The following is a 26,756-nucleotide window of genomic DNA, read 5'->3' as shown; positions in this document are numbered from 1 at the left end:
GAAGAGTTGACAGCTATTCTGAGATTATACGAAAAGAGCCGGCTCAAAATAAGTTTTGAACCGGCCCTTTGGAATATTAGTCACCTAAAGAGGCTACAGTTTTTTGCGAATAGCCTCAGTCTCTTTCTCAAAACCGGGTTTTCCGAGCAGGGCAAACATGTTGCTTTTGTAAGCCTCCACGCCGGGCTGGTCAAATGGATTCACGCCCAACACGTAACCACTGATTCCACAAGCCTTCTCGAAGAAATAGATGAGCTGGCCCAGGAAATACTCGTTAAGTTCGGGAACAGAAATGCGGATGTTGGGAACACCGCCATCCACGTGTGCCACAAGGGTACCAAGTTCAGCCATTTTGTTCACCTCATCCACCCGTTTGCCAGCAATGTAGTTCAACTTATCCAGGTCGTCCTTGTCGTTGGGCACTTGCACTTTGTATTTCGGATTTTCGATGGAGATAACCGTCTCGAAGATGTTGCGCTCACCTTCCTGAATCCATTGCCCCATAGAGTGCAGGTCGGTGGTGAAATCCACAGCCGCCGGGAAAATACCCTTGTGCTCTTTACCTTCGCTCTCACCGTAAAGTTGCTTCCACCATTCGGCCAGGAAGTGCAGTTTAGGATGATAATTCACCAGAATTTCTGTGGTTTTTCCGCTGCGGTAAAGCAAGTTACGCACGGCAGCATAAATATTGGTCGGATTCTCATCGAACGAAGCGCCGGGAGCAGTAGCTTTTTCCATGTCGCGTGCGCCTTCTACCAATTTGTCGATATCAAAACCGGCCACAGCAATTGGCAACAAACCAACAGGTGTAAGCACGGAGAAACGTCCACCCACGTTATCAGGAATTACGTAGGTTTGATAGCCTTCGCGGTCGGCGAGGGTACGCAGGGCGCCTTTACTCTCGTCGGTAATGGCCACAATACGCTCCTTCACACCGGCTGTATCATGCTTTTTCTCGAGCAACTCTTTAAGCACACGGAAAGCAATGGCAGGTTCAGTGGTAGTTCCCGATTTTGAGATTACAACTACAGAAAAGGTCTTGTCCTTGAGCAGGTCGAGCAATTCATAGGTATAATCTTCGCCAATGTTTTGTCCGGCGTAAAGCACCACAGGCGCTTTGCGGTTGGTTCGCAAAAAGTCGAATGAATCGTTAAGCGCATCAATCACGGCACGGGCGCCCAGGTAGCTGCCGCCAATACCAACCACTACCACAATCTCAGAGTTTGCACTCAGTCGGGCGGCAGTGTCCTTAATCGATTTTAGTTCAGTTGCCGTGATGGACGATGGCAAATTCAGCCATCCCAAAAAATCGTTACCTGCACCGGTTCCGTCATGCAGCTTTTGTTCACAGGCGAGCACGTCGCCCTCCAGTTTTTTCACATCGCCGGGCGCAATGAAGCTACCGGTTTTGCTAATGTCAATTGATATTTTTTGCATCTGTGTAAAAGGTTATAGTGTTTATTGGTGATACATAAGGGGTACCTATCGAAGCGCATCGGTAAGCAACTTGATTTCGATGGCCGGAGAAATGCGCTGATAGATGATGTTGTAAACCGCATCGGTAATGGGCATGTTCACTTTGTACTTGTCATTTATCTCCTTGATGCTTTTAACGGCGTAGTAGCCCTCTGCAATCATGAGCATCTCTAACTGAGCACTTTTTACGGAGTAACCTTTGCCAATCATGGTTCCGAATGTGCGGTTACGCGAAAACTGCGAATAGCAGGTCACGAGCAAGTCGCCCAGATAAGCCGAACTTTTAATGTCACGGGATATCGGGTGAACAGTATCTACAAACCGTTTAATTTCCTGTATGGCGTTTGAAATAAGCACTGCCTGAAAGTTGTCACCATACCCCAAACCATGACAGATACCAGAGGCAATGGCCATCACGTTTTTAAGCACGGCAGCATACTCGGTTCCGTAGATGTCATCGGAAACCACCGTTTTAATGAAGCCACATTGCAGGCGGGAGGCGAAATCGCGTCCGCGCTTCAAATCCTGACAGGCAATGGTGATGTAGGATAACCGCTCCAAAGCGACCTCTTCAGCGTGGCAGGGGCCCGAAATAACGGCCACCTGCGTGATGGGCACATGATACTTCTTATGAAAATAGCTACCCACCACCAGATTTTCTCCGGGCACCAAACCTTTGATGGCAGAAACGATAACCTTATCCTTTAATGACAATGTGAGTCCGGCCAGCATATCCTTTAAGAATGCCGAAGGATTGGCAAAGATCAGGATGTCAGACTTTTCCACCACATCATTAATATCAGTAAAAAATGAGATGGCATCTGTGTCAAAACTCACCGAAGTCAAATAATTGGGATTGTGCCTTACCCGTTTGAATTTTCCAATATGCTCGGGATTCCGGAAATGCCAATTGATGTGCGTTTCGTTGTTCAACACCATTTTGGCAATGGCCGTAGCCCAACTTCCGGAACCAATTATCCCGATTCTCGACGTGGTTTCGTCCATGATGATGTGAAATTATTGTGCGAGCCAGCCAGTTACTTCCTCTTTGGAAGGATTGGTCAGGCCAAGTTTATTCTTCTTATTGAGTCCACAAAGATCCTGGTGCAATTTGTTTGGATTCACTTCGAGCAACTCTTTAACCCTCTGAAATCCGGCTTTGCGTACTACCGGGAGCCATTCTTCGGGAATGCCAAGAGCCAAAAACTTATCGTCACCATCCTTTTCCGGCTTCTTCTCAGGTCGCATTTGCGGGAAGAAAAGCACTTCCTGGATGGATGACTGGTTGGTCATAAACATAGTGAGCCTGTCGATACCGATGCCCATTCCGGAAGTTGGCGGCATGCCATACTCGAGCGCTCTCACAAAGTCTGTATCGATGAACATCGCTTCATCATCGCCTTTTTCTGAAAGTTTTAGCTGATCCTGAAAACGCTCCAACTGATCGATGGGATCGTTAAGTTCGCTGTATGCATTGGCCAGCTCTTTTCCGTTCACCATGAGTTCAAAGCGCTCGGTAAGTTCGGGGTTATTGCGGTGCTTCTTGCAAAGCGGCGACATCTCCACCGGGTAATCAATAATGAAAGTTGGCTGAATATAATGGTGTTCACACTTCTCGCCAAATATCTCATCAATAAGTTTGCCTTTACCCATGGATGGCTCGGTTTCGATACCCAGCTTTTTACACACATCAAACAACTGCGCCTCATTCATACCCGAAATATCAAATCCGGTATGCTCTTTTATGGCATCGATCATGGTAACGCGCTTAAAGGGACGTTTGAAATCAATCTCTTTGTCGCCAAGCTGAACTTTTGTTGTTCCGTGCAGAGCCAGAGCCACTTTTTCAATCATCTCTTCAGTAAACTCCATCATCCACTTATAATCTTTATAAGCAACATAGATTTCCATTACCGTAAATTCAGGGTTGTGTGTGCGATCCATGCCCTCGTTACGGAAATCTTTGGCAAACTCATATACCCCATCGAACCCGCCAACAATAAGACGTTTCAGATAAAGTTCGTTTGCAATACGGAGGTATAAAGGTATGTTTAGTGCGTTGTGATGCGTGATGAATGGCCGTGCCGCTGCGCCTCCGGGAATAGCCTGAAGAATTGGTGTTTCAACTTCCAGGTACCCCTTCTGGTTAAAGAATTCGCGCATGGTGTTGATGATTTTGGTACGCTTCAGGAAGGTATCCTTTACCTGATCATTCACAATCAAATCCACGTAGCGCATACGGTAGCGCTGCTCAGGGTCGGTGAAGGCATCGTAAAGTTTGCCATCTTTCTCTTTCACAATGGGCAGTGGCTTGATGGATTTAGCCAAAAGAGTAAACTCATCCACATGAACAGAGATTTCACCGGTTTGGGTTTTGAACACATGACCTTTCACACCAATGATGTCACCAATGTCGAGCAAACGTTTAAACACAGTATTGTAAAGCGTTTTATCCTCATCCGGGCACAAATCGTCACGTCGAAGATAAATCTGAATACGGCCTTGGTTATCCTTAATCTCAGCAAAAGAAGCGCTTCCCATGATTCGGCGGCTCATGATACGTCCGGCCAGACAAACAGTTTGGTAGGCATCCGGGTTGGCTTCAAAATTGTTGAGGATGTCCTGAGAATAGTGTGTTACCGGATACTCTTCGGCCGGGAAAGCGTTGATGCCTAACTTTTCAAGCTCGTGAAGGCTTTCGCGGCGAATAAGCTCCTGCTCGCTCAGTTCTAACTGGTTCATTGGTAGAATATATTTATTTAATCATCTATTAAAAAACAAAAAACTAGATGCAAAGATAAACCCAAAATAAACAATATAAAAAGGTAGCGTATAATTCATTCACGATAAATGGTACAAATCATTGCCACCAAAACTTACATGGATTGCATTTTTTAAAGGATGACTCAGAGCTAACCTACGTCCCTGATATTTTACAGGTCTTATAGGGCGCGTTAAGGTTTGAACTTTATTTGTGGTTGTGCGTTAATCGGGATATGACTTACCCAAAAGAGAGGTGCCTCGGTGTATATCAACAATCCGCTATGGATTAAATGCATCACTGAGACATAAAGTACATTACAAAATATATCTTTACACACTATTTGGGCCGTAACAGGTCAAAAACTGATCAACATGGTTAAAATAACACGCAGAATATCAAAACCCGACTGGCTTAAGATTCAGCTACCAAATACCGCCGATTACAACTGGATGCACAAAACCATCCGCGACCATAAGTTACACACCATCTGTACCAGTGGCAAATGCCCCAATGCCGCCGAATGCTGGGGCGCTGGTACAGCCACCTTCATGATTCTAGGCGATGTGTGTACCAGAGCATGCAAATTTTGTAACGTTAAAACCGGAATACCAGGTGCTGTAGATTTTAAAGAGCCGTTTCGCATTGCCCGCTCCATCCAAATAATGAAGCTTAAACACGCCGTAATAACCTCTGTTGACAGAGACGATTTACCCGATGGGGGTGCATCGGTATGGGTCGATACCATCCAAAAAGTTAAGGAGCTTAATCCCTCCACCACAATGGAGGTTCTCATTCCTGATTTTCAGGGTATGACCAACCTTGTTCAGCGCATCATTGATGCACAACCGGAAGTTATCAGCCACAATGTGGAAACCGTTCGCCGACTAACGCCGCGCATCCGCTCCAGAGCAAAATACGATGTGAGCTTGTCGGTGCTTAAACACATTGCCGAAGCAGGTGCGATTGCGAAATCGGGAATAATGCTCGGGCTGGGCGAAACCCAGGAAGAGGTTCTTGAAACCATGGATGACCTTGCTGCCGTTGGGGTAAAGGTGCTGACCATTGGCCAATATCTTCAACCATCCGTGCAACATTTGGAAGTGCAGGAATACATCACGCCGGAACAATTTAAATTCTATGAGACGGAAGGATTAAAAAAAGGGTTTAAATTTGTAGAAAGCGGCCCATTGGTGCGTTCGTCATATCATGCCGAGCGCCACATAAATGCCCTGAAAGCGTAATACCGGCATCGCAAATGGGCATTGTGAAGGGCTGCGACCTCTATTTCTGATAAATCGTAAATGCTTATTGGCGAATCATCGCACAACATCAATTAGAAAAACATGTACAACACCAAATACTCCAATCTGGGAGAAACCGATTACAAAGAAGCATGGGATTACCAGGAAAGCCTGTTTGAAGATGTGGTAGCAATCAAGTTGCACAATCGCGACAATCCGGCCGACAGAAAAGAGATGCTTCACCACTTGCTTTTTGTGGAACACCCGCATGTTTTCACCCTTGGAAAGAGCGGCGCCCCTACAAACCTGTTGATTACCGATGAACTGCTCGAAAAAATCGGAGCTAAGTTTTACCGCATCAATCGTGGTGGCGACATCACCTATCACGGGCCCGGCCAGGTTGTTGGATACCCCATCTTTGACCTTGAGGCTATGAACCTCGGCATTAAGGAGTACATCCATTTGCTGGAAGAAGGGATAATCATGACATTACGGCACTATGGCATCAATGGAGCCCGTCTGGATGGAGCCACAGGTGTTTGGCTCGATGTGAACGACCCACAAAAAGCCCGTAAAATATGTGCCATCGGTGTACGCGCCAGCCGGTTTGTTTCAATGCATGGTTTTGCTCTTAATGTAAATACCAACCTGGACTATTTCAGGTATATCAACCCATGCGGCTTTATCGACAAAGGCGTTACTTCGTTGCAAAATGAACTGAATCGCCCCATTCCTTTGGCCGAAATACACGAGCACCTTCTAAAAGCATTCAAAGAGCTTTTCAACCTGAATTTTGTCTGATGCTTTGTGCAGAGCCAAAGTAGTGAGGCGCCGTATCTTGGTAGTTTATTGATTCAAACGCATGTCGTTTCGGTTCCAGGATTCCATTTAGCACAACCTAAAACCTGTAAATCGGCCTTATTTAACTATCTTTGTCGGATTAATTACAAATAAAAACAAAACCAGGGACACGCGTTGCTTAACACACAATTGCGGTCGCAAAATCACATAGGCAAACCCCCGCCATAGAATGGAAAAACGTTGGAAAATAAAGAGCGAATCAGATCCGGATATCGTTAAAACATTGAGCGAAGCCATCAATGTTGATGAGATTCTATCCAGATTGTTGGTGCAGCGGGGTGTTGATACTTTTGAACAAGCCAAAGCATTCTTCAGGCCATCCATTGAGCATTTGCACGATCCTTTTTTGATGAAGGATATGGACAAAGCAGTAGATCGCCTGAACTCAGCCATTCGTAACGGCGAAAAAATATTGATTTATGGAGATTACGACGTGGATGGCACCACTTCGGTGGCTTTGGTGTATTCCTTTTTGAGACCATATTACAACAACCTCGATTTTTATATACCTAACCGTTATTCAGAAGGGTATGGCGTATCCACACAAGGTATTGATTATGCTGCCGACGCAGGATGCCGCCTCATTATATCTCTCGACTGCGGCGTTAAAGCAGTGAATAAAATTGCCTACGCCAAAAAGCATGGCATCGATTTTATTGTTTGCGACCACCACACACCTGGAGATACACTTCCGGATGCGTATGCCTGTTTGGATCCTAAACGCAATGACTGTACCTATCCTGAAAAGGAGCTGTCGGGCTGTGGCGTTGGCTTTAAATTCATGCAGGCCTTTTGCCGAAAGAACAGCCACGATGAGGAATTGCTCTATAACTACCTTGATCTGGTGGCTGTAAGCATCGCATCCGACATTGTTCCTATAACTGGCGAAAACAGGTTGATGGCTGCCATTGGTTTGAATAAGCTAAACACAAATCCCAGTACCGGACTGAAAAGCATCATCCGCATTGCCAATATGGAAAACCGCGAGTTCCTCATTAGTGACATCGTGTTTAAAATTGGCCCTCGCATCAATGCTGCCGGGCGTATAGAGTCAGGGCGTGATGCCGTAGAACTGCTCATATCAAGGGACGAACCGTTGGCCGACAGGATGAGCGAAAGCATCAACGTGTGCAACGAAACGCGCAAAGATCTGGACAGACTTACCACACAGGAAGCACTGGAGATGATCAACACGAGTGAACCGCTTCAAAAGCTTAAGAGCACTGTGCTTTTTAAACCGGAATGGCACAAAGGTGTTATTGGCATTGTGGCATCGCGCCTTACCGAACACTACTACCGGCCAACCATTATTATCACACAGAGTCAGGGATTGGCAACTGGTTCGGCTCGCTCTGTGGAAGGCTTTGACTTGTATAAGGCCATCGAATCGTGCAGCGATTTACTCGAAAACTTTGGCGGACACATGTATGCAGCAGGACTCACCATGAAAATTGAGAACATACCCCAATTTACCGAACGGTTTGAACGATATGTATCTGAGAACATTCTGCCCGAACAACTCATTCCGCAAATTGAGATAGATGCTGAGATACAACTCAAAAAAATAACTCCGAAGTTTTATCGGATTCTCAAACAGTTCACGCCCTTTGGCCCCGGAAACATGAAGCCTGTTTTTGTGACCCGCCGCGTGATGGATTATGGTACAAGCAAACTGGTAGGTAAGGATCGCGACCATGTGAAGCTAGAGATTATTGAGGAGTGCTCAGGCTCCATTGTTCAGGGCATAGGCTTCTCGATGGGTAAACACATACAGAAAATTAAGAGTGGCGACCCGTTTGACATCTGCTATACCATCGAAGAGAATGTTTACAACGGGAATGTCTCTATACAGATAATGGTTAAAGACATTCGATTTCCTTATTGATTACGTTTTTTTATGGAAGCCAATGGCCATTACAGCGCCACCAAGCACCAATACAGCACCCACATAGGCTAAAGGCGCCATCGGCAAAGAGTCAAACCACTTCACATTCAGGTACAGGAGCAATTCAAGGAGAAGGAATGTAATGATGGGATTGAGGGTTACAATCATACTTATTCGGTTGGCCTCTATATACTTAAGCGCCATCGACAGACCACCATAAGCAATGAGGGTATTAACCGCCAGAAATAGAAACAGAAGCCACACAGCCAGTGAGTGAACTTGAAACAGTGAATCAAAATTGGCCATTGGCAGAAAAAAAAGCATTGGCAAGCCATATAATACCAGATTTACCTGCATGGGTGGTATGTTACGTACCAAAATTTTATTAATCACCGCATAGCCCGTCCACGACAAGGCTCCTATCAAAGTCCATATCACACCAAAAGTGAACTCTTTTGCAGCATAGCTCACACCCTGCACCTGCTGATAGTAAAAAAAGAAAAATCCAAAAGCAGCCACTATAAAACCCGTCAATCTAATGCGGCTTATGCTTTCGTGAAAGAAAATAAAACCTACCAGAGCCAGGTTCACCGGGCCCGCCTGTATAATTACCTGGGAAACCGCCGGCCCGGCATAATGAATGCCCTGCTGAAATCCGATAAAATTTACTCCCAGCAGAATGGCTGCCAGCAATAACAAGCGTGGTGGACGACGCAAAATACGCAACGACTGCGGGCTTCGAAACAAAAACCAGAGCAACAGCACAAAAAAAGAAGCGGAAAAGCGCCACCATACAATGGTAAAAGAATCGGTGTAGTTGAGAGCCACTTTAAGCGCGATAGCCAGCAGCCCCCACATAAAGGCTGATAAAATAGCCAACAACAAACCTTTGGTTGAATCTGACATGAAAAAGGAAATGAGAAGTTGAATCCCACTGTTTATTAAGATGCAAAATTACAATAAGGCCGCGCAAAATAAATTATTATCAACTATATTTGTGCAAACAATTGTCATATAATTCAGAACCTGAGTCATTCACCAATAGCAAATCAAAAAAAGAAAACTGTGGTTGGTGAATTAATAAGAACAATAAACCAAACAAATAAAACAGACACATGAAAAAACTCCTTTTGCCCGTACAACTTATTGGCCTGATGCTGATGTTTGCGTTTGTTTTTTCGGCCTGTAAAATGGGACGTACCTCATCTGGTGACGCCTCCCAAACAGGAGAGAAACTCGACAAAGCCAGAATAGAGCAGGATGTGCGCGAATTTGTATATCCACTGCCCACCAGCTTTGAAGTGACCGAAATGCTTAACCGAATTGGTGCAGCCTACATCCTTACCCTGTCGAACCCAGTGTCAAACGTTGAAAGATACCTGACCGAAAAATCGAAAGCCGTCAATCTTGGGATATACAGCGCCGATTTGAGCTATGCTACAACCTACAATCAGAAGCAAGCAACAATCGATTACATGAATGTGTCGAAAAAGCTTATTGATGCCCTCAATATTTCAGGTGCCATCAGCCCCGACATCATTGAACAAATCGAAGCCAAGCAAGATAATAAAGAAGAACTGGTTGACCTTATCACCACTACTTTCTTTGACACATACGAACACCTGAACCAAAGCGGACGTGGTGCTGTATCAATGTTGGTTCTTGCCGGAACATGGGTAGAAAGCTTATATATTGCCACTCATATTTCAGAAGACACCTATAACAACAAGGAGATGGTGATAATTGTAATGGATCAAAAGAAATCGTTGAATAAACTTATGGGAATTATGGATGTGGTGAGTGAAAACCGCGCCGTGGCCGAAGTTATTGAGCAATTAACTCCCATCCATCAGATTTTCACTGCCATTGAGGACGGTTCCATCACTGAGCGTCAGATGAAACAGATAACTTCTGAAATCTATACTGTTCGCAATCAAATGGTTGAATAAATAGTTTAAGTTAGACACTGATAGAAAAGGGGTTGTCATGCAAATGGCAGCCCCTTTTCATTTATTCGGAAGCATGTTAATGGCTTAGTTGCTCATCTATTCTGGTAGGTATATGGCTGTGATGGGAAGTAACCAACTTCAAAGTAATTTCGTTGTACTTTTACTATAAGAAGGATGCTTAGGCACAAAACATGCATAGATGGGAGTTTATAAGCACGCTCTTTTCAATTATAAGGAATTACCTACCCATTAAAAATTAGAAAAGGAAGATGCCTGTTAAGACACCTTCCCTTATCCAATATTGGGTTATTAAGGGGTGTTATTTTACTACCACTTTTTGAGTTGCGCCACCAACGGCCACAACATAAACACCAACGGGAACAGCAACCTCAACAGTTGAACCTGCAGAAGCCACTTCAAATACTTTGGCTCCGGTTAATGAATAAACAGAAACGTTTTGACCAGCTGCACCGTTCACAACTAAGCCACCTGTAACTGAGAAAGCATTCACTTTCGCAACTTTATTCAAATCTGAAGAAGTAGCTCCGCCTTCATAATAAACTCTAATGTTGTCAAAATGGAATGTTGCTACCACATGGTTTTGTAATGCAAATTGCTTGTAATCCCATGCAGTAAGGGCACTTAAATCATATTCAACGTGAACCCATTTATTTGCTTCCAAAGCAGCAGTAAAACGTTCTGCATTTTCGGCTACTACACCATTTCGCATGTCCAGTTTGATCTTCAACTCATTTATATCGCCTACCACATCAGTAATATAGACATCAAGAGCGAATTTCAGTGGTTTATGTGAAAATACTCCCTCATCTTTCCATAAATTAACACCTTGCCAACCCCCTGATGGGATGTATTTCAGGACATAATTAGAAGGGTTGGTCTCATCCTGAAATGGATTAGCAATTGCAACAGGATCTTCACCACCCCACTTTCCGAACCCCTGTGTTGTATTATTTTCAAAATCAGCAATCACAACTTGAGCGAAAGCTCCAGAAAACCCAATTAAACATGCGATTAGTAAGTAAATTTTTCTCATAATTTTAGTAATTTAATGGTTAGTAATAAACGTTAACAAATTAGAGGCAATTACATGACAATTGCCTATATTATTTCTGCAATTTTGAGTACTATTTTTGCAAATTAAGCCCCCCGATACAGAACAGCCCATAAAAGATATTTATCTATTTATGAGGTTTTTACATTATTTTCAATGTTCGATTTTTTAAAGAATAACGATACAAACCCAAATTCTTAAAAAAATTAACATAACCAAAATATCTAATCCTCATTTTTACCATTAGGCACCAGATACCAAACAGTGGCAGCACCTGTTATTCCGGCGAAAATAAGAATCAGCTGTAAGGAAGGGTTACCACTTAACAGAAAGAACGAGAGGCTGATAAGAATCCACATACTAAGAATGGCATACCTCTTTTGTCTTACGGTGAGACCTTTTCTTTTTTCATAATTTACAATGTATGGGCCAAGATACTTATTGGAAAGCAGCCTGTTATGAAGTTTTTCAGAACTTTTCATCCATAACGCAGCCGTAAGCAGCAAAAAAGGAGTTGTAGGCAGCCCGGGAATTAAAATCCCCAACACTCCCAAAACAAGCGACAATGCACCCAATACAATAAAGACAACTTTAAGCATACAACATAAAGGATAAAACTAAATTACTGAACTAATATCATTTTAATAAGTTCAAAGTGCGCAGACGAAAAAACAACGTCACATTAATGCCAAAAACAGTAGTTTTCCCTCCCTATAATTTAGAAAAATTCACCCTGGATGACAATATTCAGTGCAAACCAAACGTTTAAACAGATATTGCAGAAAGACTTGGTATTTCCGACATTTGATAATAAAAGAAATCATGATCATGAATAACAAATCCCTATTCGTTGCAACTTTGTTTTTTCTTTTGCTGCTGTCGCTTGATGTGCATGCAGCAGACAATCGCAACCGACCATACGTGAACGAAGCTCCGTTAAATGAACAACTTGATTTCGTAATTGGGCAATCCTCCAAATGGGAGACTTACAGAGTGGTGCCTGAAACGTGGCTAAATCAGTTACGAAAACATACACTTGACTCAATATCTGTGCTCAAAAAAGAGATAAGCAATCTGCAATCAATTGTGCTAAACAAAGAGTCAGATATCACATCACTCAACAATCAGGTTGATGAAGTAAAGTTAAATTATGAGAAGGCAGTAAAAGAGCGTGATTCGTTTTCATTTATGGGGATTTTGATGCGAAAAGGGCTTTTTGTTAGTCTTGCAATATTTTTGCTTGTGGTGATGGGCACCATCGTTGCAATAACCTTTTTACTATTCCAAAAGGCCAATATGCAGACTGCAAAATTGAAGAAAGAGTTGTCGGATACCATGAGCAGCTACGAAGAGTACCGGCAGGATGCCCGCAGAAAACAAGAAAACCTGGTGATACAACATCACAAAGAGATTCAAAAACTTAAAGGTCTTTCATAGAAAACAAGTCCGAACCAATAGATAATATAATCCTCGGCGAATTGAACATTTGACAACGCGCCGAACAAATTATACTAATAGAAAGAGGGCATCTCGAACTTACGAGATACCCTCTTTTTTTGAACAACTATATTGCTTCTGGTTGTTATAGTTTTATGCCTATCGAGAAAGTGAATAAGGTACCGGGGCGATAGCTCTCGATAACAGGATCCTTTGATTTATCAGGCTTGCCATTGTTCCAGGGATCTTGCAGGTATGTGACTTTTTCATTTAGCAAGTCCGACACACCCACTTTCAGGTTGAGGTTATTTTTAAATGTTTTACTGATGGAGAAATCGACCAGGTTGCGAGGCATCTCATAAATATTGGCATAATCAATTACTTCACTGCCGCGCGACTGTGTATATCCCGGACGCACAATACGTCTTCCAATGGCATTGTAAAGCAAGTTTGCTTCCCAGCCCGAAGTTTCATTAAAATAGTAAAACCCGGTGTTCACAATATAGGGAGACTGTCCCTGAAGCGGACGATTCTCAATGTCACGACCATGCCCATATCCCTCACCATAAACCACGTTGCTCTTAATAAGGGCTGCATTCAAAATTACGGCCATATCGTTTACAAAACGCGAGTTGAGAAGGCCGTCAAGTGATTTGCGGGCATCAAGCTCCACACCATACGAATAGGCCGATCGGGCATTGGTAAAGCTGAAGTTTTTGGCTCCACCGCTACCGGCTCCCGGCTCAAACGTGGTTTCAATGGGATTGGTAAAATCTTTGTAGAAAACGCCAAAGTTCACCATTTCAGACATGGTAGGATACCACTCCCATCTCAAATCGTAGTTGTCAATTGAAGCATCCTGCAAGAAAATATTTCCTTTGCGGTTCAGGTTATCGTTAAAGCTGTAGAAGCTGAACGGAGCCCTTTCCCTAAACTCAGGACGATTCAATGTTTTTCCATAAGCAGCGCGTACCAGCATCTGATCACTTAATGAGTAGGAGAGATTTAACGAAGGCAGATAGTCGGTGCTCTTGTACGTCTCATTCACAGGGCCAGTGGTGGTTGCACTTTTCATGGTTTGCGTATAATCCTCAACACGCAGGCCTGCCACCATTTTGATATCGCGCGTTACCGGAATTGTTACTGAAACATACCATGAAGTGAGACTGCTGGTAGCATCGTAAGAGTCGTTGGGGTTACTCTGCTCATCCAGTTTAATTGCTCCGCTGTTAATGTTGTCGGGATGAAATAGCTCATTTATTGGCAATTGTCGCAACGTTAGCCCGGCCTGAAACTGTGTAAGTGCGTAACCCATGTTACGGGCACTAAAAGTTCTGTCTTTATCCTCTACGTAGGCACCCACTCTTAGTACAGGCTGAAAAGAACCAGAGTTGCCTGTTAACAAGCGCTGCGTGAAGTTAATGGATCCGGTATAAGTATTTTCCTCCATAAAAGAGAACACACGGCCAAGGAAATAAGCCTGAGCGGTTCCCACCGGAAGGTAAAGTTCTGCTTGGGAGCGGTCACGACCTAGCTCGGGAAGGTCGGAACGGTACCGTTTGTAATCAGGCATTTCTCTGCGCGAGAAACCATAGCCACCCGCCCATGAAATCTCAGAGCGCTTATCAAAGAAATCATGTTTACCACCTACCTGACCGGAATAAATGGTGCGGTAGAGCTGCTGAAATCCATGATTACTTGGAAAATAGCCAAAATCAAAATCGTGTCCACCCCTATCAATATATTCGTAGCTACCATTTTGGTTAAACAGGTTTTTTATTTCTATTGAATGGTTGGGCGAAAGACGAAAACCGTAATTGTGCAGTGCACCTACCCGAATGGTCTGCTTATAACGATAATCATGAAACCAGTAAATGGGCAGGGCAACATTGTCGATGTAGTTATACGCATTGTAATCATAGCGATCCACCTCTTCAAAAGAATAGCTATTGCTGTAATTCACAGAGGTGAAATGACCGAGTGTCACACTGCCTATAGGCTGGTTAAAGAACCCGCTTACAGTGGCACTTTGGTTAAACATGGCCGTGTTCTTCTCGGGCACCCAATTGTTCTTAAACGAGTTACCAAGTCTTTTTAACTCTTCCTCGTTACGCACAGAACTTAATCTCTCAGGCATACCGGCAGGCATATCATAAGCGCCATTGTTAAAGCCGGTCCAATGACCCGAATAGCGCTCCGGGCCATAAAAATCCTTGAAGGTAGTTGCCGGCTCATAGCCAGCAGTGAAACTAACCTCAAGCCCATTGCGGTCGGGAATGCTTTTGGTATATATTTTAATAACACCACCGGCAAAATCACCAGGCAGTTCAGCGGATGGACTTTTATAAACCATCATGCGCTCCAATTGTCCGCTTGGTATAACATCAAAGGAAAAGGAGCGTACATCATCTTCCATACTTGGGGCGTTGATATCATTAAGCATCACGCTGTTGTATCGCTCATTGAGTCCGCGTACCACCACAAAGCGATTGTCGATAACCGTAACACCAGGGATACGACGAACCACCTGGCTAGCATCCCTATCCTGCGAACGGCTGATTTGCTGTGCCGAGACTCCGGAGACCACAAGTTCTGCAGTTTTAATAGAACTAATTAACGATACATCGGTATGCTGCACACGACGTGCCACTACCGAAACACCTTGCAACTGCTGCGTAGCAGAACTGAGCGGAACGTTTAGCGTCAATGTTTTTCCCGATTCAACCTTTATGTTTTCAATCACAATTGGGTCGTAAGAGATAAAAGAGAACTGAAGATTATAGGTGCCGGGCTGGAGTCCTTCGAGGCGATATTGTCCATCAAAATCAGTAGTGACCCCGGTGAAGGTACCCTGAACCACAACTGCTGCGCCAACAAGCGTTTCCTTGGTAACCGCATCGATAACCACACCGCGGATGGATCCGTTTTGTCCCATTATTGACTGGGAAAATCCGCAAATCAAGACAATAGCAATTGTTAGAAACCGAAGTTTACCTCTTGTGGTTTGACCAAACAGAGCAGACGTAAAAAGCAGAGCTTTAATAAGTTCAATAATTTTCATAAATTCCTGTTGTTAGCTTTTCAAAAAAATCAACAGGAAGAATAGAGTGAAACACCGTGGTAAAAAGACAAATTGAATGAGCAAAAGAACGAATAAAGCATATTGGTTTCACAGTTTCCTCCCTGTTAAATTTCAGGGACAAAGAAAACTCTAATCAACGGGAAGGTCTGTCACCATAATATTACATGTAGGTTAACAAATTGTGAATTGTCCTTATCCGTTTTCAATCCATACCCATAAATCTTCAACTTGTCCTACCAGTTGAGGGGTTCGTCGGGTTCTTTTTTTTCTTGCGATGGCTATGGTTCAATTTTGTATCAAATATTAATGGTACAAGTATGAACCCTTTCTATCATAAACGAACAGCCAGTTTACTCTTCACACTACTTACTGGCATAGTATGCCTCACGAGCCAACAAACCGTAACGGGCTTTGTGACCGATGGCGGCGGCAACCCGCTGGCAGGTGCCAATGTATTCATCAAAGGACGTTTTGACGGAGCTGCCACCAACACTGATGGAGCCTACACATTTCAGACATCTGAAAAAGGAGAAGTTGTTTTAATGGCCACGTACCTGGGGCACCAGCCACAGGAAAAATCAATCACCCTTAACGGGGAGAAGGTTTCTGCCTCCTTTATTCTCAAGCCGGTGTCAGGCATAATTCACGATGTGGTGATATCAGCAGGTTTGTTCGAAGCCGGCGACCGTAAGAAGAGCGTCACTCTTAACCCGCTCGATATTGTCACCACTCCCAGTGCCCTTGGCGACATCTATGGCGCGCTGTCAGCACTGCCGGGCGCTTCGGCCATCAGCGAAGACGGACGTCTGTTTGTGCGCGGAGGAGATGGTTACGAATCCAAAACCTACATCGATGGCATGTTGAGTAAGAAACCCTACTCATCGAGTTTTCCGGATTTGCCCTCACGTGGCCGCTTCTCTCCTTTTCTTTTCAGCGGGACCACCTTTAGCACGGGAGGCTATTCAGCCGAATATGGTCAGGCATTGTCATCGGCTCTTATTCTTACCACCAATGCGTTTCCTGAGCGCACCCAAACGGAGCTTTCGTTTCTCACAGTTGGCCAAGGCATCACACAAACATACCGGAAAGATGACCGCTCCATAGCAGCAGGCGTGAACTATACAAACCTGGCGCCATATTACTCTGTGGTGCCCCAGCAGTTCCCTATGAATCGAGCTCCGGAAGAGATAAACATCAATCTGGTAACGCGTGAGCGTCTCCAAAACCAGAGCGTGATAAAAGGGTTTGCCACATTTTCGGGCTCCAGATTTGGGCTTAACTATCCCGACCTCACGAGACCTGACGCGCTCAACAGCTTGTCTCTTAAAAACAATAATGGCTACATAAACCTCACCTGGACAGGTGAAGCGGGTTCAGGGTGGATTCTTAAAAGTGGCGTTGCCATCACTTTGGATGACAACAATCTGGATCTTGAGAGATTTAAAGTAGAGGAAGTTAACCGCAATGCACAGGTACGCTTCACAGCAAAAAGGAGCCTCTCGTCCAAGGCCAGAATAATACTTGGCGCAGAAGAGACCATTAACTATTTCAGGCAAAACTATTGGGAAGCAGCAACAGATATCGCCAACACAAGCCAGTTTACCGATTACAATACGGCTGCATTTGCCGAAACCGAATGGCAACCGGCAAAACGGATAGCTGCACGTATAGGTCTCAGGGGCGAAAACAGTACCCTCCTCTCCCGTCAAAATCTGGCAGTGCGGTTGTCGGCAGCCTATCAACTTACAGCACGCTCCCAATTTTCACTGGCTTACGGAAACTTTTACCAGACACCGGAAGAAGATTTACTCAGATTTACAACCAACCTGAACTTTGAACGTGCCGACCATTACATCCTCAACTACCAATATGAGAAAAACAGCAGGGTGCTGCGTCTTGAAACCTACTTGAAAGATTACAAGAACCTGGTGACCTATGATGGTGTGCAGTTTTGGAATCCCGATGGCTACCAGAACAATGGGTCGGGCTATTCACGTGGCATTGATTTATTCTACCGTGACCAAACCACAATCCGAAATCTTGACTTCTGGATATCATACTCCCATTTGCAATCCAAAAGGTTTTACAGAGATTACCCTCAAAAGGCCAAGCCACACTTTGCTCCGGAAAACACACTCACCATTGTGGGCAAATATTGGATAAGTCAAATTACCACTCAATTTGGAGTTTCGGGCACGGTGGCTTCCGGCCGCACATTTCATGACCCCAACAAACCGGGATTTATGAACAGTCTGACATCGCATTACAGCGATCTGAGCATCAATTGCAGTCATCTGCGCACAATACTTGGTAAACCCACAATCATTTATATGTCGGTAAGCAACCTGCTAGGCCGCGACAACATTTTCGGCTACCGATATTACACCCAGCCAAATGAACAGGGAGTTTACCAGCGCATGCCGGTGAGAGCGCAATCCAGCCGATTCTATCTTGTGGGAATTTTCATTACCATCTAAAAGAGCACTCTAATTAATTCATAAGCAACGAGTAATCCTATTATTTAACTTTAATACATTCAACATGAAAACGCTAATTATTTTAACGATTTTGATTTACATTTGGGGAAACACACAAGCCGAAACGCCTTCGCTAGACAAAGCTGTATCCGAAACATTGATGCAATTGCATACGGCAGGTAGCAGCAATGAACTTTATGCCTGTGTGGCAAAGATGGAACGCATTGCAGCTGCGGCGCCCGACCGCTGGGAACTACTCTACCATCTGGCCTATTGCAGAATTAACACCAGCTTTAGAGAGAGTAACGGCAAGCTTAAGGATGACATTCTGGATCAGGCCGAACAAGAGATTAACAGTGCGCTGAATCTGGGAGGCAATAAATCGGAGCTTCTGGCATTGCAAGCCTATCTCTATCAGGGCAGGATTCAGGTGAATGCTTCCAGAGGTATGAAATATTCTCGCATGGCTGCCGAAACACTGGAACAGGCCATCGCGCTTGACGCCAACAACCCGAGGGCACATTTTCTGATGGGTCAAAATGTATTTCACACGCCAAAAATGTTTGGTGGTGGCTCCAAAAACGCACTGCCCCATTTTCATCGCGCCATGGAATGCTACACCGCATCCAAGCAGACGAACGTGTTAAGTCCGGCGTGGGGAAAAGAGATCACTCTACAGATGATTTCGGCCTGCGAGAATGATTGACCTTGGCAAATTAAGATGAATAGATATAAGATATTTAGAAGGATAGAATAGATGTGAAATACCCTCATCTCTGTCCTTCTAAAGTATCTATCACTAAGAATTAATTATAACTTCAGTTTAACATGACAGTTTCATCAGAAAAAATAAAAAAATTTCTAATCCGCACCCTGCGCGACATCGTCATCGTATTACTCATTGGATTGACCATCAGCTTGATATTTAGTCGGGGCGGGATTTTCCAATCGTATGAAATTTTCATGGGCGTGGTGCTGTATTGTTTGATAATAGGCGGTGCACTCTGGAAACTTAATGAAATGGCTTCATCCCTTCTGGATATATTTTTCCCGTGGGATAAGCGACCCGGATTGGCACTTGCCATTGATGTGATTGGAACGGTGATTGTTTCTGCTATCGTTATTTTTACCGTAAACTACTTTTTTCACCATCTCATAGCCGGTTTTACCTTCAAGGATAACCCACGCTACTTCATTTTGGTAGGTGTGATACAATTGTTTATTTCTCTGCTCATTACCGGTGTTTTTTATGTAACCAAATACTTTAAAGGATGGCGCACCCTCCTTATCCGGGAGGAGCAAAACAAACGAGAAGCCCTCTCAGCTCAATACGAAGCCCTCAAAAGCCATATCAACCCACACTTTTTGTTTAACAGTCTGAGTGTTCTGGATTCGCTCATCGATGTGGACGCAGCAAAAGCCAAATCATTTGTGAGTCGCTTTTCAGACGTGTATCGCTACATTCTGGAACAGAAGGACAAAACATTTGTATCAATTCACGAAGAACTTGAGTTTGTTCACGCCTACATAAACCTACACCAATTGCGGCTTGGAGATGCCTTGGCGGTAAATATTGAGATAGATGATACTTCGGGGCAGATTGTTCCTGTGTCGCTACAGATATTGTTGGAAAACGCATTTAAACACAATGAGGCTTCGCGTGAAAATCCTTTAAGAATCACAATCACACGCCAGAACAACCAAATCATGGTGAGCAATAACTTCCAGCCACGAAAAATCATTACTGACAATCATGGATTTGGCCTTGCCAGTATAGACAAACAATATGAACAGCTAACCGGTAAAAACATACGCGTGACACAATCAGAAGGCTTGTTCACAGTGGCTTTACCCATTATTTACCAACCCGAAAACCAAAATTAAGAGATGCCTATTCAAGTATTAATCGTTGAGGATGAGCCACTATCGGCGCAGAAACTGACACAGATGCTGGCGCACTTGCTTCCGGATGCCATTATTGTGGCGTGTCACGACACAGTACGTAGCACGGTAAAATGGCTCAACGACAACCCGCACCCCGATTTGGCATTCTTCGACATACAACTGGCCGATGGCATCAGCTTCGAGATTTTTGAACAGACAGAGGTGCGTTTCCCGGTCATCTTCACCACGGCTTATAATGAGTACGCCATTAAGGCCTTCAAAGTTAACAGCATCGACTATCTGCTGAAACCTATAAAAGAAGCAGAACTTAGCACCGCCATCAACAAATTCAGGACCGGCTTCTACGCTAGTGCGGCCAACAGTGATTATCATGCCTTTGCCAAGGCTTTGAATCAACTGTCCAATAACTATAAAAGTCGGTTTCTGGTGAAGGTTGGCGACCATCTGAAAATGATATCCACCAGCGATACCGCATTGTTCTATTCGCTCGAAAAAGCGGTGTTCATGCTCATCATTCAAGGAAATGAATATGCATTGGATTTTACCCTCGAACAAGTCGCCTCTCTGATTGATCCACGACAATTCTTCCGCGTAAGCCGCAAACATATTGTAAACATCGACTATATAAAGGATGTGGTTATCTGGTCCGGAAGCCGGCTCAAGATAAAGCTATCCGTACCACATACCGAGGAGATAATTGTAAGCAGAGAAAAGGTGCAACAGTTCAAGGCCTGGCTCGACAACTGATACAAAACAGCAATGCTGAGTTGAGCATTAGCCAAATAAAGTTCCGAAGGAACGGATAATCCTATAAGGCCGGATTTTAATCCGGTTAAAAACACAATCTAAAGTTCTTTGAGTTCCTAAGGAACGGCACATTTAATTTGCACTACTAAAATACGATAAGCATTTAAATTCTATAATACACAGATTCTTAAAACTGCCTTAACAATCAGTTAACATTACACTGATAGTTTTGCACCCGGAAAAGGCCACAACTTTATTTTCACAAGCGGTTAATGATTTTTTAAATTAAACCATACTGCTTAAATTGCGATAACATAAAGATAAGGCCAACCACACAGGAAATTGCAGAACACACACGGGATAACGATTGCTTAACAAACGTTCGGGATTCCATACAGGAAATATCTAATCTCAAAACCACAGGAAATGAAAGTTTTTCTTTCTCTTTTCGGAGCCATTGCCCTATACCTCATTTCACATCCCGCTGTAGCCCAGCAATCATCACTAACCGCCACCGATTCATTGGCACTTCAAATTCAAAAAATACAAAAGGATTTGGATGCATTGAAAAAACTTAAAATCACAGGTTACATTCAAACTCAGTATCAGCATATTCAGACGCCTGGCGCTGAATCAATGGCTGGGGGAAATTTTACAAATGAAAGCGACAGTCGTTTTTCTGTACGTCGAGCCCGATTGAAAACCGAATATAAAAGCGGTAGTGGTGAATATGTGTTGCAGATAGATGCCACTGAACGTGGGGTGGCTCTGCGTGATGCCTACGCGGCATTTAAGTCGCCATGGACCAACAATCTGACGTTGACCACCGGCATATTTAAGCGTCCGTTCAGCTATGAAATACTGGAATCCTCGTCGCGTCGCGAATCACCTGAAAGAGCGAGAGTGGCACAGATGCTCTTCCCCGCTGAGCGTGATTTGGGAGTTAAACTCACATGGCAGCCCTCAAAAGCCTCATCCTGGAATTTTTTGAAGGCAGAAGCCGGCTTGTTTAACGCCACCGGTGGCAATGCGTCCGAGTTTGATGGTTTTAAAGATTTTATAGGAAACATCGGGATCAACCGAACCACAAACAACGGTATGGTTAGTTATGCAGCGCGTGTTTCGGGACACATTGGCGGGTTTCGCCAGCCAAACAAATACGTGTGGGAAATGGGAACCCTTGACAATGGCAGTAAAGGCTTTGTGGTAGATTCAACAGAGACAAATACCGGCAAAAGAGCCGCGCAAAACCTCATTAGTATTGACACCCAGATATCAGTAAAAAACAGTCTCGGCACCACCACCTTTAAAGGCGAATACATTGCAGGCCGCCAGCCCGGAGCTTTTGGTTCCACGCGTACACCGGCTGCTGCGCCCATCTCTGACACCTACATACGTCAGTTAGAGGGTGGTTACGCCATGCTGCTCCATAAAATTTCGGGAACAAAGCATACACTAATGGTTAAATATGACTGGTTTGACCCAAACACAAAAGTGAGTTCAGACGACCTTGGCAGAAGCAACAGTCGCCTTTCGAAAACGGAGGTGGCCTATACCAACATGGCCCTTGGCTGGATTTATGACGTGGATTCAAACATCCGTATCACTGCATACTATGATATGCCTAAAAACGAAACATCACAAAACCTTGCAGGATACAACAAAGACCTTAAGGATAATACTTTTACACTTAGAATGCAGTATAAATTTTAGATGCGGAATATCGGTCAGCATTAATGAGTTGTGCTGATTACTTTATAAACTAAAAGAGGAGCTGTCACAAAACGACAGCTCCTCTTTTTATAATATAAGAACCGATTAATCTGACTGAAATTTATAATTTCTTGATATATCTACCTTCTGTTTTAACAATCCCTTTATAAAATCCGTGTTTTCTTTGTGGCATTATAAACGTCAAATAACAAAATGGAAAGTTTGAGTGCATTGGAAATAGTAGGCATAATCGTTCTTTTGGTGCTATTCATAAGAATTTCTGTATATGTTATCAGAGTTATATACAAATTCATGACTAATAAATACAACTGAGACGCGAAAATCCTGTAAAATCAATGGAAAAGATAATAAGCTACCGGATTGTTCTAAACGTTTTAAGTCGTAATTTATTTATTTCATCAGGGGCACTGGCGGCTTGTGCTTTGGTAGCAGTAATATTTGATGAACCAGTAAGACCTTTTATAATTTCGTCTCTTGTCGTTTTTATTCCGGGACTTATATTCTATTTTTTCACGCATCTTTCAATTCAGAATATCACCATACAAAGACGTGAGGCCTATCTCACCGTAACACTCTCATGGATAGTTCTGGGGTTAACCGGGGCTATTCCTTATCTTTTGTCGAACACCATACCTGAGTTCACAGACGCTATATTCGAATCAGTTTCAGGGTTTACTACCACGGGTTCATCAATTTTAACAGACATTGAATCGCTCCCCAAATCAATTCTTTTCTGGAGAAGTTTAACTCATTGGATTGGTGGGATTGGTATCATTGTTCTAGTTATTGTAGTGATGCCATCCCTTCATATAGGCAGTTACCATCTATTTACAATGGAATCTTCGTTGCAAGACAAAATTCAGGCAAAAATCAAAGAGGTTGGCAAACGATTATTAATTATTTATATCTCACTTACAGCCGCCCAGACAGTTTTTCTTTTGTTAGGCGGGATGAGTGTATTTGAGAGTTTATGCCATGCTTTTGGCACTATAGCTACCGGGGGATTTTCACCTAAGAACGACAGTATTGCCGGGTACTCGCCATACATTCAATACGTTGTAATGATTTTTATGGTCTTGGCAGGGATGAACTTTGCTATTCATTACTACTTATTTAAGAGAGAGTTTAAAAAGGTTCATGATAACGAGGAGTTAAAATTTTACCTTATCTGTATTCTTATAATAGGTACCTTTATTACCGGTAGTTTAATTCTGGATTCAGGAAAAACCCCTGAGAACGCATTCAGGGAATCATTCTTTCAGGTTATTTCAATCATTACTTGTACCGGGTTCGCAACTGCTGATTATATGGAATGGCAGCCTTATGCCTGGCTTACCATTTTCTTTGCTATGTTTCTTGGAGGAAGCACCGGGTCAACAGCTGGTGGCATAAAAATGATTCGTCATTTATTACTCTTCAAAAACATCCATAAAAATTTCAAACAAATGATTTTTCCGAATGCAATAATTTTACTCAAACTCAATAAAAGCACAATAAATGACGAAACGAACAATTCAATCCTAAGTTATATAATTTCCTATTTTGTGGTATTTGCTATTGGAAGCTTTTCGCTTATTTTACTCGGTGTTGACGGACAAACAGCTCTTAGCTCAGTAGCCACCTGTATGGCGGGAATCGGCCCGGGAATTGGAAGTGTAGGTCCTGCCGGAAATTTTGCGCATCTTTCAGATGTTGTTAAGCTTATATTATCGTTTCTTATGATTGTGGGACGACTTGAAATTTATACGATTCTCATTCTGTTTACTGGTAGTTACTGGAAAAACTAATTGAAGTGAAGCACACCATAATTAACCGAAAACTAAAGCCGATTCACCCATATCTGCTTTCATTGTTGGCCATTAGTGTAACTATCGTCCTTTGTATGCCATTGGCTAAAACAGAAAGCTATCATCTTGTCTCCTTCATCCTGTTATTTGTGGTCTCTTTTATAGCTACGATGTTTAAGCTTGGACCTGTGCTATTGGCCTCATCAGTGAGCGCTCTGGCCTGGAACTACTATTTCATTCCACCTCATTATACATTCCATATCGCCCAGACAGACGACATTCTCATTTTTGGGCTTTTTTTTATCATTGCTTTGCTCAATGGGATTCTAACTACTCGCATACGTCGTCAGGAACAACTGGTGCGTGAACGAGAAGCTCGAACCAACGATTTACTTCAACTAACAAAACTACTCGCAAGAGCAGGTCATTCATCAGAAATTACTGATGTTGCCATATCACAAATTTCTCAGAGATTTGGCATTACACCTCAGATATACATCCAAGATGGGAACAATAATTTAGTCTTAAGTGAAACCATTACACCTGACATCTCAGAAATCGTACAACTTACTTTTAGAAATCAACAATGCACGGGAGCCGGAACCTCGTATCAAAGTCACAGTAATCATAAGGCATTTCCTCTTACGGGGGCATCAATAAACACAGGTGTACTAGTCGTATCTCATGTATTGTCTGAATCAAACTTTGACCAAAACCCATTGTGGGATGCTTTTTTAGTGCAAATAGCAAATGCCCTTGAACGTGATTTTCTGTCTCGCATAGCCCAGAAAGCCAGTTTCTTGGATGAATCGGCCAGATTGTATCGCACACTATTTAATTCAATATCTCATGAATTTCGAATCCCCGTTGCCACAATAATGGGTGCTTCAGACACATTGTTGAATGAAACACACAATGGAGAGATTCGACTAGAACTTTACAACGAGATAAATACTGCTTCACGACGTCTAAACCGTTTAATAGGAAATTTGCTTAATATGTCACGTCTCGAGAGTGGGTTTCTTTCTGTTAGACGAGATTGGCATGATATAAACGATCTTATCAATAAAGTAACCAATGAACTGGAAGAGGAGTTAAAATATTTTAATATAATCATATTGGTAGCTGACGATATGCCATTGGTAAAGATAGATTTCGGTTTGATGGAACAAGTTCTCTACAATCTGATAATAAACGCCTCACAACATACCGCTGACAATTCAGAAATCGAGCTATTAGTTTCTCATAATATTGGAGAGATGATTATCACGATAAATGATAACGGGTCAGGTTTTCCACCAGAAGGCCTCGAGCATGTATTTGATAAATTCTATCGAATAAACGACAGCAAACCAGGCGGTTTAGGCTTAGGGCTTTCAATAGCAAAAGGATTTGTTGAAGCCCATGGTGGTAAAATACATCTGGAAAACCGCAAAGAAGGCGGTGCTTGTTTTACTATTTGGATTCCGACTGAAGACCCGTATATTGAACAATTACAAACAACATAGCAATGACTGATCAACCTACCATCCTAATAATAGATGATGAATTGCAGATTCGACGGTTGTTAGAAATAACACTTTCAGCTAATTCATTTAACGTTGTTGCCAGTTCCACAGGCAAAAAAGGTTTGGTAGATGCCGCTACACATCATCCGGTCTTAATAATCCTTGATTTAGGACTTCCAGATATAGATGGACAGGAGATGCTCAAGGATTTACGCCGATGGTATTCCCGGCCAATAATAATTCTTTCTGTTCGCGACTCGGAAGATGAAATTATTCGTGCACTTGACAATGGGGCAAATGACTACCTCACCAAGCCTTTTAGAGGTGGTGAGCTACTTGCGCGCATCCGGGCAGCAATTCGATTAAATGAAAATCGAAATGATCTGCCTATTGCTGAATTTGGCTCCATCACTCTTGATATGGTGAACCACAGCGTCTACAAAAATGGTGAACTACTAAAACTAACTTCAACCGAATATTCACTCCTTTGTCTTTTTGTGAAAAACAGGGGCAGAGTATTAACCCATCAATACATTCTCAAAGAGGTATGGGGTTATGGATATTTACAGCAAACTCAATATTTACGGGTTTTTGTTGCTCAACTGCGAAAAAAGATTGAAGAAAATCCTTCTAAGCCGACACTTTTAACCACTGAATCGGGTATTGGCTATCGATTTGTTGACTAACTTGATTGCAGCTACTTCTTAACACTGGCTTAACATTGATTTAAGGTGCAGGTAATTATTTGTTAAAATACGGGTAACAGCTTCCAGATTCCACTGTGGTAATTTTGTATTGTCATAATAAGACAATTACTAACAAACACAGGAA

20 protein-coding genes are annotated in these 26,756 nt (G+C 43.1%); 13 read left to right on the top strand and 7 right to left on the bottom strand.

Translation table 11 applies throughout. The features are described 5' to 3' along the window. Positions 1 to 93: 93 nt before the first annotated feature. From ALKIM_RS0109370 to lysS, 3 genes are read right to left on the bottom strand one after another with little or no spacing between them, the layout of a single operon-like run. Positions 94 to 1,437 carry a glucose-6-phosphate isomerase gene (locus tag ALKIM_RS0109370; protein ID WP_026474407.1) on the bottom strand — a complete coding sequence of 448 codons (1,344 nt, stop codon included), beginning with the start codon at positions 1,435 to 1,437 and terminating at the stop codon, positions 94 to 96. 45 nt (positions 1,438 to 1,482) lie between these two features. Then, complete coding sequence (locus tag ALKIM_RS0109365; protein ID WP_044117859.1) at positions 1,483 to 2,481, bottom strand: NAD(P)H-dependent glycerol-3-phosphate dehydrogenase; 999 nt, start codon at positions 2,479 to 2,481, stop codon at positions 1,483 to 1,485. A gap of 12 nt (positions 2,482 to 2,493) precedes the next feature. Beyond that, the gene (gene lysS, locus ALKIM_RS0109360; RefSeq protein WP_026474405.1) at positions 2,494 to 4,218 is read right to left on the bottom strand and encodes a lysine--tRNA ligase; all 1,725 of its coding nucleotides are present in this window, start codon (positions 4,216 to 4,218) and stop codon (positions 2,494 to 2,496) included. Positions 4,219 to 4,611: 393 nt separating this feature from the next. Between lysS and lipA the strand changes: the two genes are divergently transcribed. The 3 genes from lipA to recJ all read left to right on the top strand — a co-directional run bounded on the left by lipA (position 4,612) and on the right by recJ (position 8,227). Beyond that, positions 4,612 to 5,481: a lipoyl synthase gene (gene lipA / locus ALKIM_RS0109355; RefSeq protein WP_084555857.1), complete on the top strand. Its 870-nt coding sequence runs from the start codon at positions 4,612 to 4,614 to the stop codon at positions 5,479 to 5,481. A 102-nt stretch (positions 5,482 to 5,583) separates the two neighbouring features. Continuing rightward, a complete protein-coding gene (gene lipB, locus ALKIM_RS0109350; RefSeq protein ID WP_026474403.1) occupies positions 5,584 to 6,282 on the top strand; it encodes a lipoyl(octanoyl) transferase LipB in 699 nt (232 codons plus the stop codon). A gap of 229 nt (positions 6,283 to 6,511) precedes the next feature. Beyond that, positions 6,512 to 8,227 (top strand): single-stranded-DNA-specific exonuclease RecJ, encoded by a 1,716-nt coding sequence (gene recJ / locus ALKIM_RS0109345; RefSeq protein WP_026474402.1) that lies wholly within the window; start codon positions 6,512 to 6,514, stop codon positions 8,225 to 8,227. On the opposite strand, the gene ALKIM_RS0109340 is transcribed toward recJ, so the two are convergent. After that, positions 8,228 to 9,133 (bottom strand): DMT family transporter, encoded by a 906-nt coding sequence (locus ALKIM_RS0109340; protein WP_026474401.1) that lies wholly within the window; start codon positions 9,131 to 9,133, stop codon positions 8,228 to 8,230. Between the two features lie 209 nt (positions 9,134 to 9,342). Here ALKIM_RS0109340 and ALKIM_RS0109335 point away from each other — a divergent pair, with 209 nt between their 5' ends. After that, entirely contained in the window at positions 9,343 to 10,176 is an 834-nt protein-coding gene (locus tag ALKIM_RS0109335; protein ID WP_026474400.1) for a hypothetical protein, read from the top strand. A 319-nt stretch (positions 10,177 to 10,495) separates the two neighbouring features. Here ALKIM_RS0109335 and ALKIM_RS0109330 read toward each other — a convergent pair whose 3' ends face one another. Both ALKIM_RS0109330 and ALKIM_RS0109325 read right to left on the bottom strand, forming a co-directional pair. Then, a complete protein-coding gene (locus ALKIM_RS0109330) occupies positions 10,496 to 11,230 on the bottom strand; it encodes a DUF6383 domain-containing protein (protein ID WP_026474399.1) in 735 nt (244 codons plus the stop codon). Positions 11,231 to 11,472: 242 nt separating this feature from the next. Beyond that, a complete protein-coding gene (locus ALKIM_RS0109325; RefSeq protein WP_026474398.1) occupies positions 11,473 to 11,847 on the bottom strand; it encodes a YbaN family protein in 375 nt (124 codons plus the stop codon). A 229-nt stretch (positions 11,848 to 12,076) separates the two neighbouring features. On the opposite strand from ALKIM_RS0109325, the gene ALKIM_RS0109320 reads away from it, so the two are divergent. After that, complete coding sequence (locus ALKIM_RS0109320) at positions 12,077 to 12,685, top strand: hypothetical protein (RefSeq protein ID WP_157363870.1); 609 nt, start codon at positions 12,077 to 12,079, stop codon at positions 12,683 to 12,685. A gap of 145 nt (positions 12,686 to 12,830) precedes the next feature. Here ALKIM_RS0109320 and ALKIM_RS0109315 read toward each other — a convergent pair whose 3' ends face one another. Then, a complete protein-coding gene (locus tag ALKIM_RS0109315) occupies positions 12,831 to 15,746 on the bottom strand; it encodes a TonB-dependent receptor (RefSeq protein ID WP_052345509.1) in 2,916 nt (971 codons plus the stop codon). Between the two features lie 338 nt (positions 15,747 to 16,084). Between ALKIM_RS0109315 and ALKIM_RS0109310 the strand changes: the two genes are divergently transcribed. The 8 genes from ALKIM_RS0109310 to ALKIM_RS0109275 all read left to right on the top strand — a co-directional run bounded on the left by ALKIM_RS0109310 (position 16,085) and on the right by ALKIM_RS0109275 (position 26,611). After that, positions 16,085 to 18,244, top strand: a complete 2,160-nt coding sequence (locus tag ALKIM_RS0109310) for a TonB-dependent receptor (protein WP_026474395.1) — start codon at positions 16,085 to 16,087, stop codon at positions 18,242 to 18,244. A 64-nt stretch (positions 18,245 to 18,308) separates the two neighbouring features. Then, on the top strand, positions 18,309 to 18,950 hold the full coding sequence (locus ALKIM_RS18165; RefSeq protein WP_044117858.1) for a tetratricopeptide repeat protein: 642 nt from the start codon (positions 18,309 to 18,311) through the stop codon (positions 18,948 to 18,950). Between the two features lie 122 nt (positions 18,951 to 19,072). Continuing rightward, positions 19,073 to 20,128 (top strand): sensor histidine kinase, encoded by a 1,056-nt coding sequence (locus ALKIM_RS0109300; RefSeq protein ID WP_026474394.1) that lies wholly within the window; start codon positions 19,073 to 19,075, stop codon positions 20,126 to 20,128. Positions 20,129 to 20,131: 3 nt separating this feature from the next. After that, complete coding sequence (locus ALKIM_RS0109295; protein ID WP_084555856.1) at positions 20,132 to 20,896, top strand: LytR/AlgR family response regulator transcription factor; 765 nt, start codon at positions 20,132 to 20,134, stop codon at positions 20,894 to 20,896. 426 nt (positions 20,897 to 21,322) lie between these two features. Next, on the top strand, positions 21,323 to 22,609 hold the full coding sequence (locus ALKIM_RS0109290) for a porin (RefSeq protein WP_026474392.1): 1,287 nt from the start codon (positions 21,323 to 21,325) through the stop codon (positions 22,607 to 22,609). A 356-nt stretch (positions 22,610 to 22,965) separates the two neighbouring features. Beyond that, positions 22,966 to 24,417 carry a TrkH family potassium uptake protein gene (locus ALKIM_RS0109285; protein ID WP_044117857.1) on the top strand — a complete coding sequence of 484 codons (1,452 nt, stop codon included), beginning with the start codon at positions 22,966 to 22,968 and terminating at the stop codon, positions 24,415 to 24,417. A 5-nt stretch (positions 24,418 to 24,422) separates the two neighbouring features. Then, a complete protein-coding gene (locus ALKIM_RS18160) occupies positions 24,423 to 25,925 on the top strand; it encodes an ATP-binding protein (protein ID WP_157363868.1) in 1,503 nt (500 codons plus the stop codon). Between the two features lie 2 nt (positions 25,926 to 25,927). Continuing rightward, complete coding sequence (locus ALKIM_RS0109275) at positions 25,928 to 26,611, top strand: response regulator (RefSeq protein WP_026474390.1); 684 nt, start codon at positions 25,928 to 25,930, stop codon at positions 26,609 to 26,611. Positions 26,612 to 26,756 lie beyond the last annotated feature (145 nt).

Origin of the sequence: Alkaliflexus imshenetskii DSM 15055 (genome assembly GCF_000517065.1) — a bacterium.
In the GTDB taxonomy this organism is placed as follows: Bacteria; Bacteroidota; Bacteroidia; order Bacteroidales; family Marinilabiliaceae; genus Alkaliflexus; species Alkaliflexus imshenetskii.
This window is presented reverse-complemented; position numbering and strand designations above follow the sequence as displayed.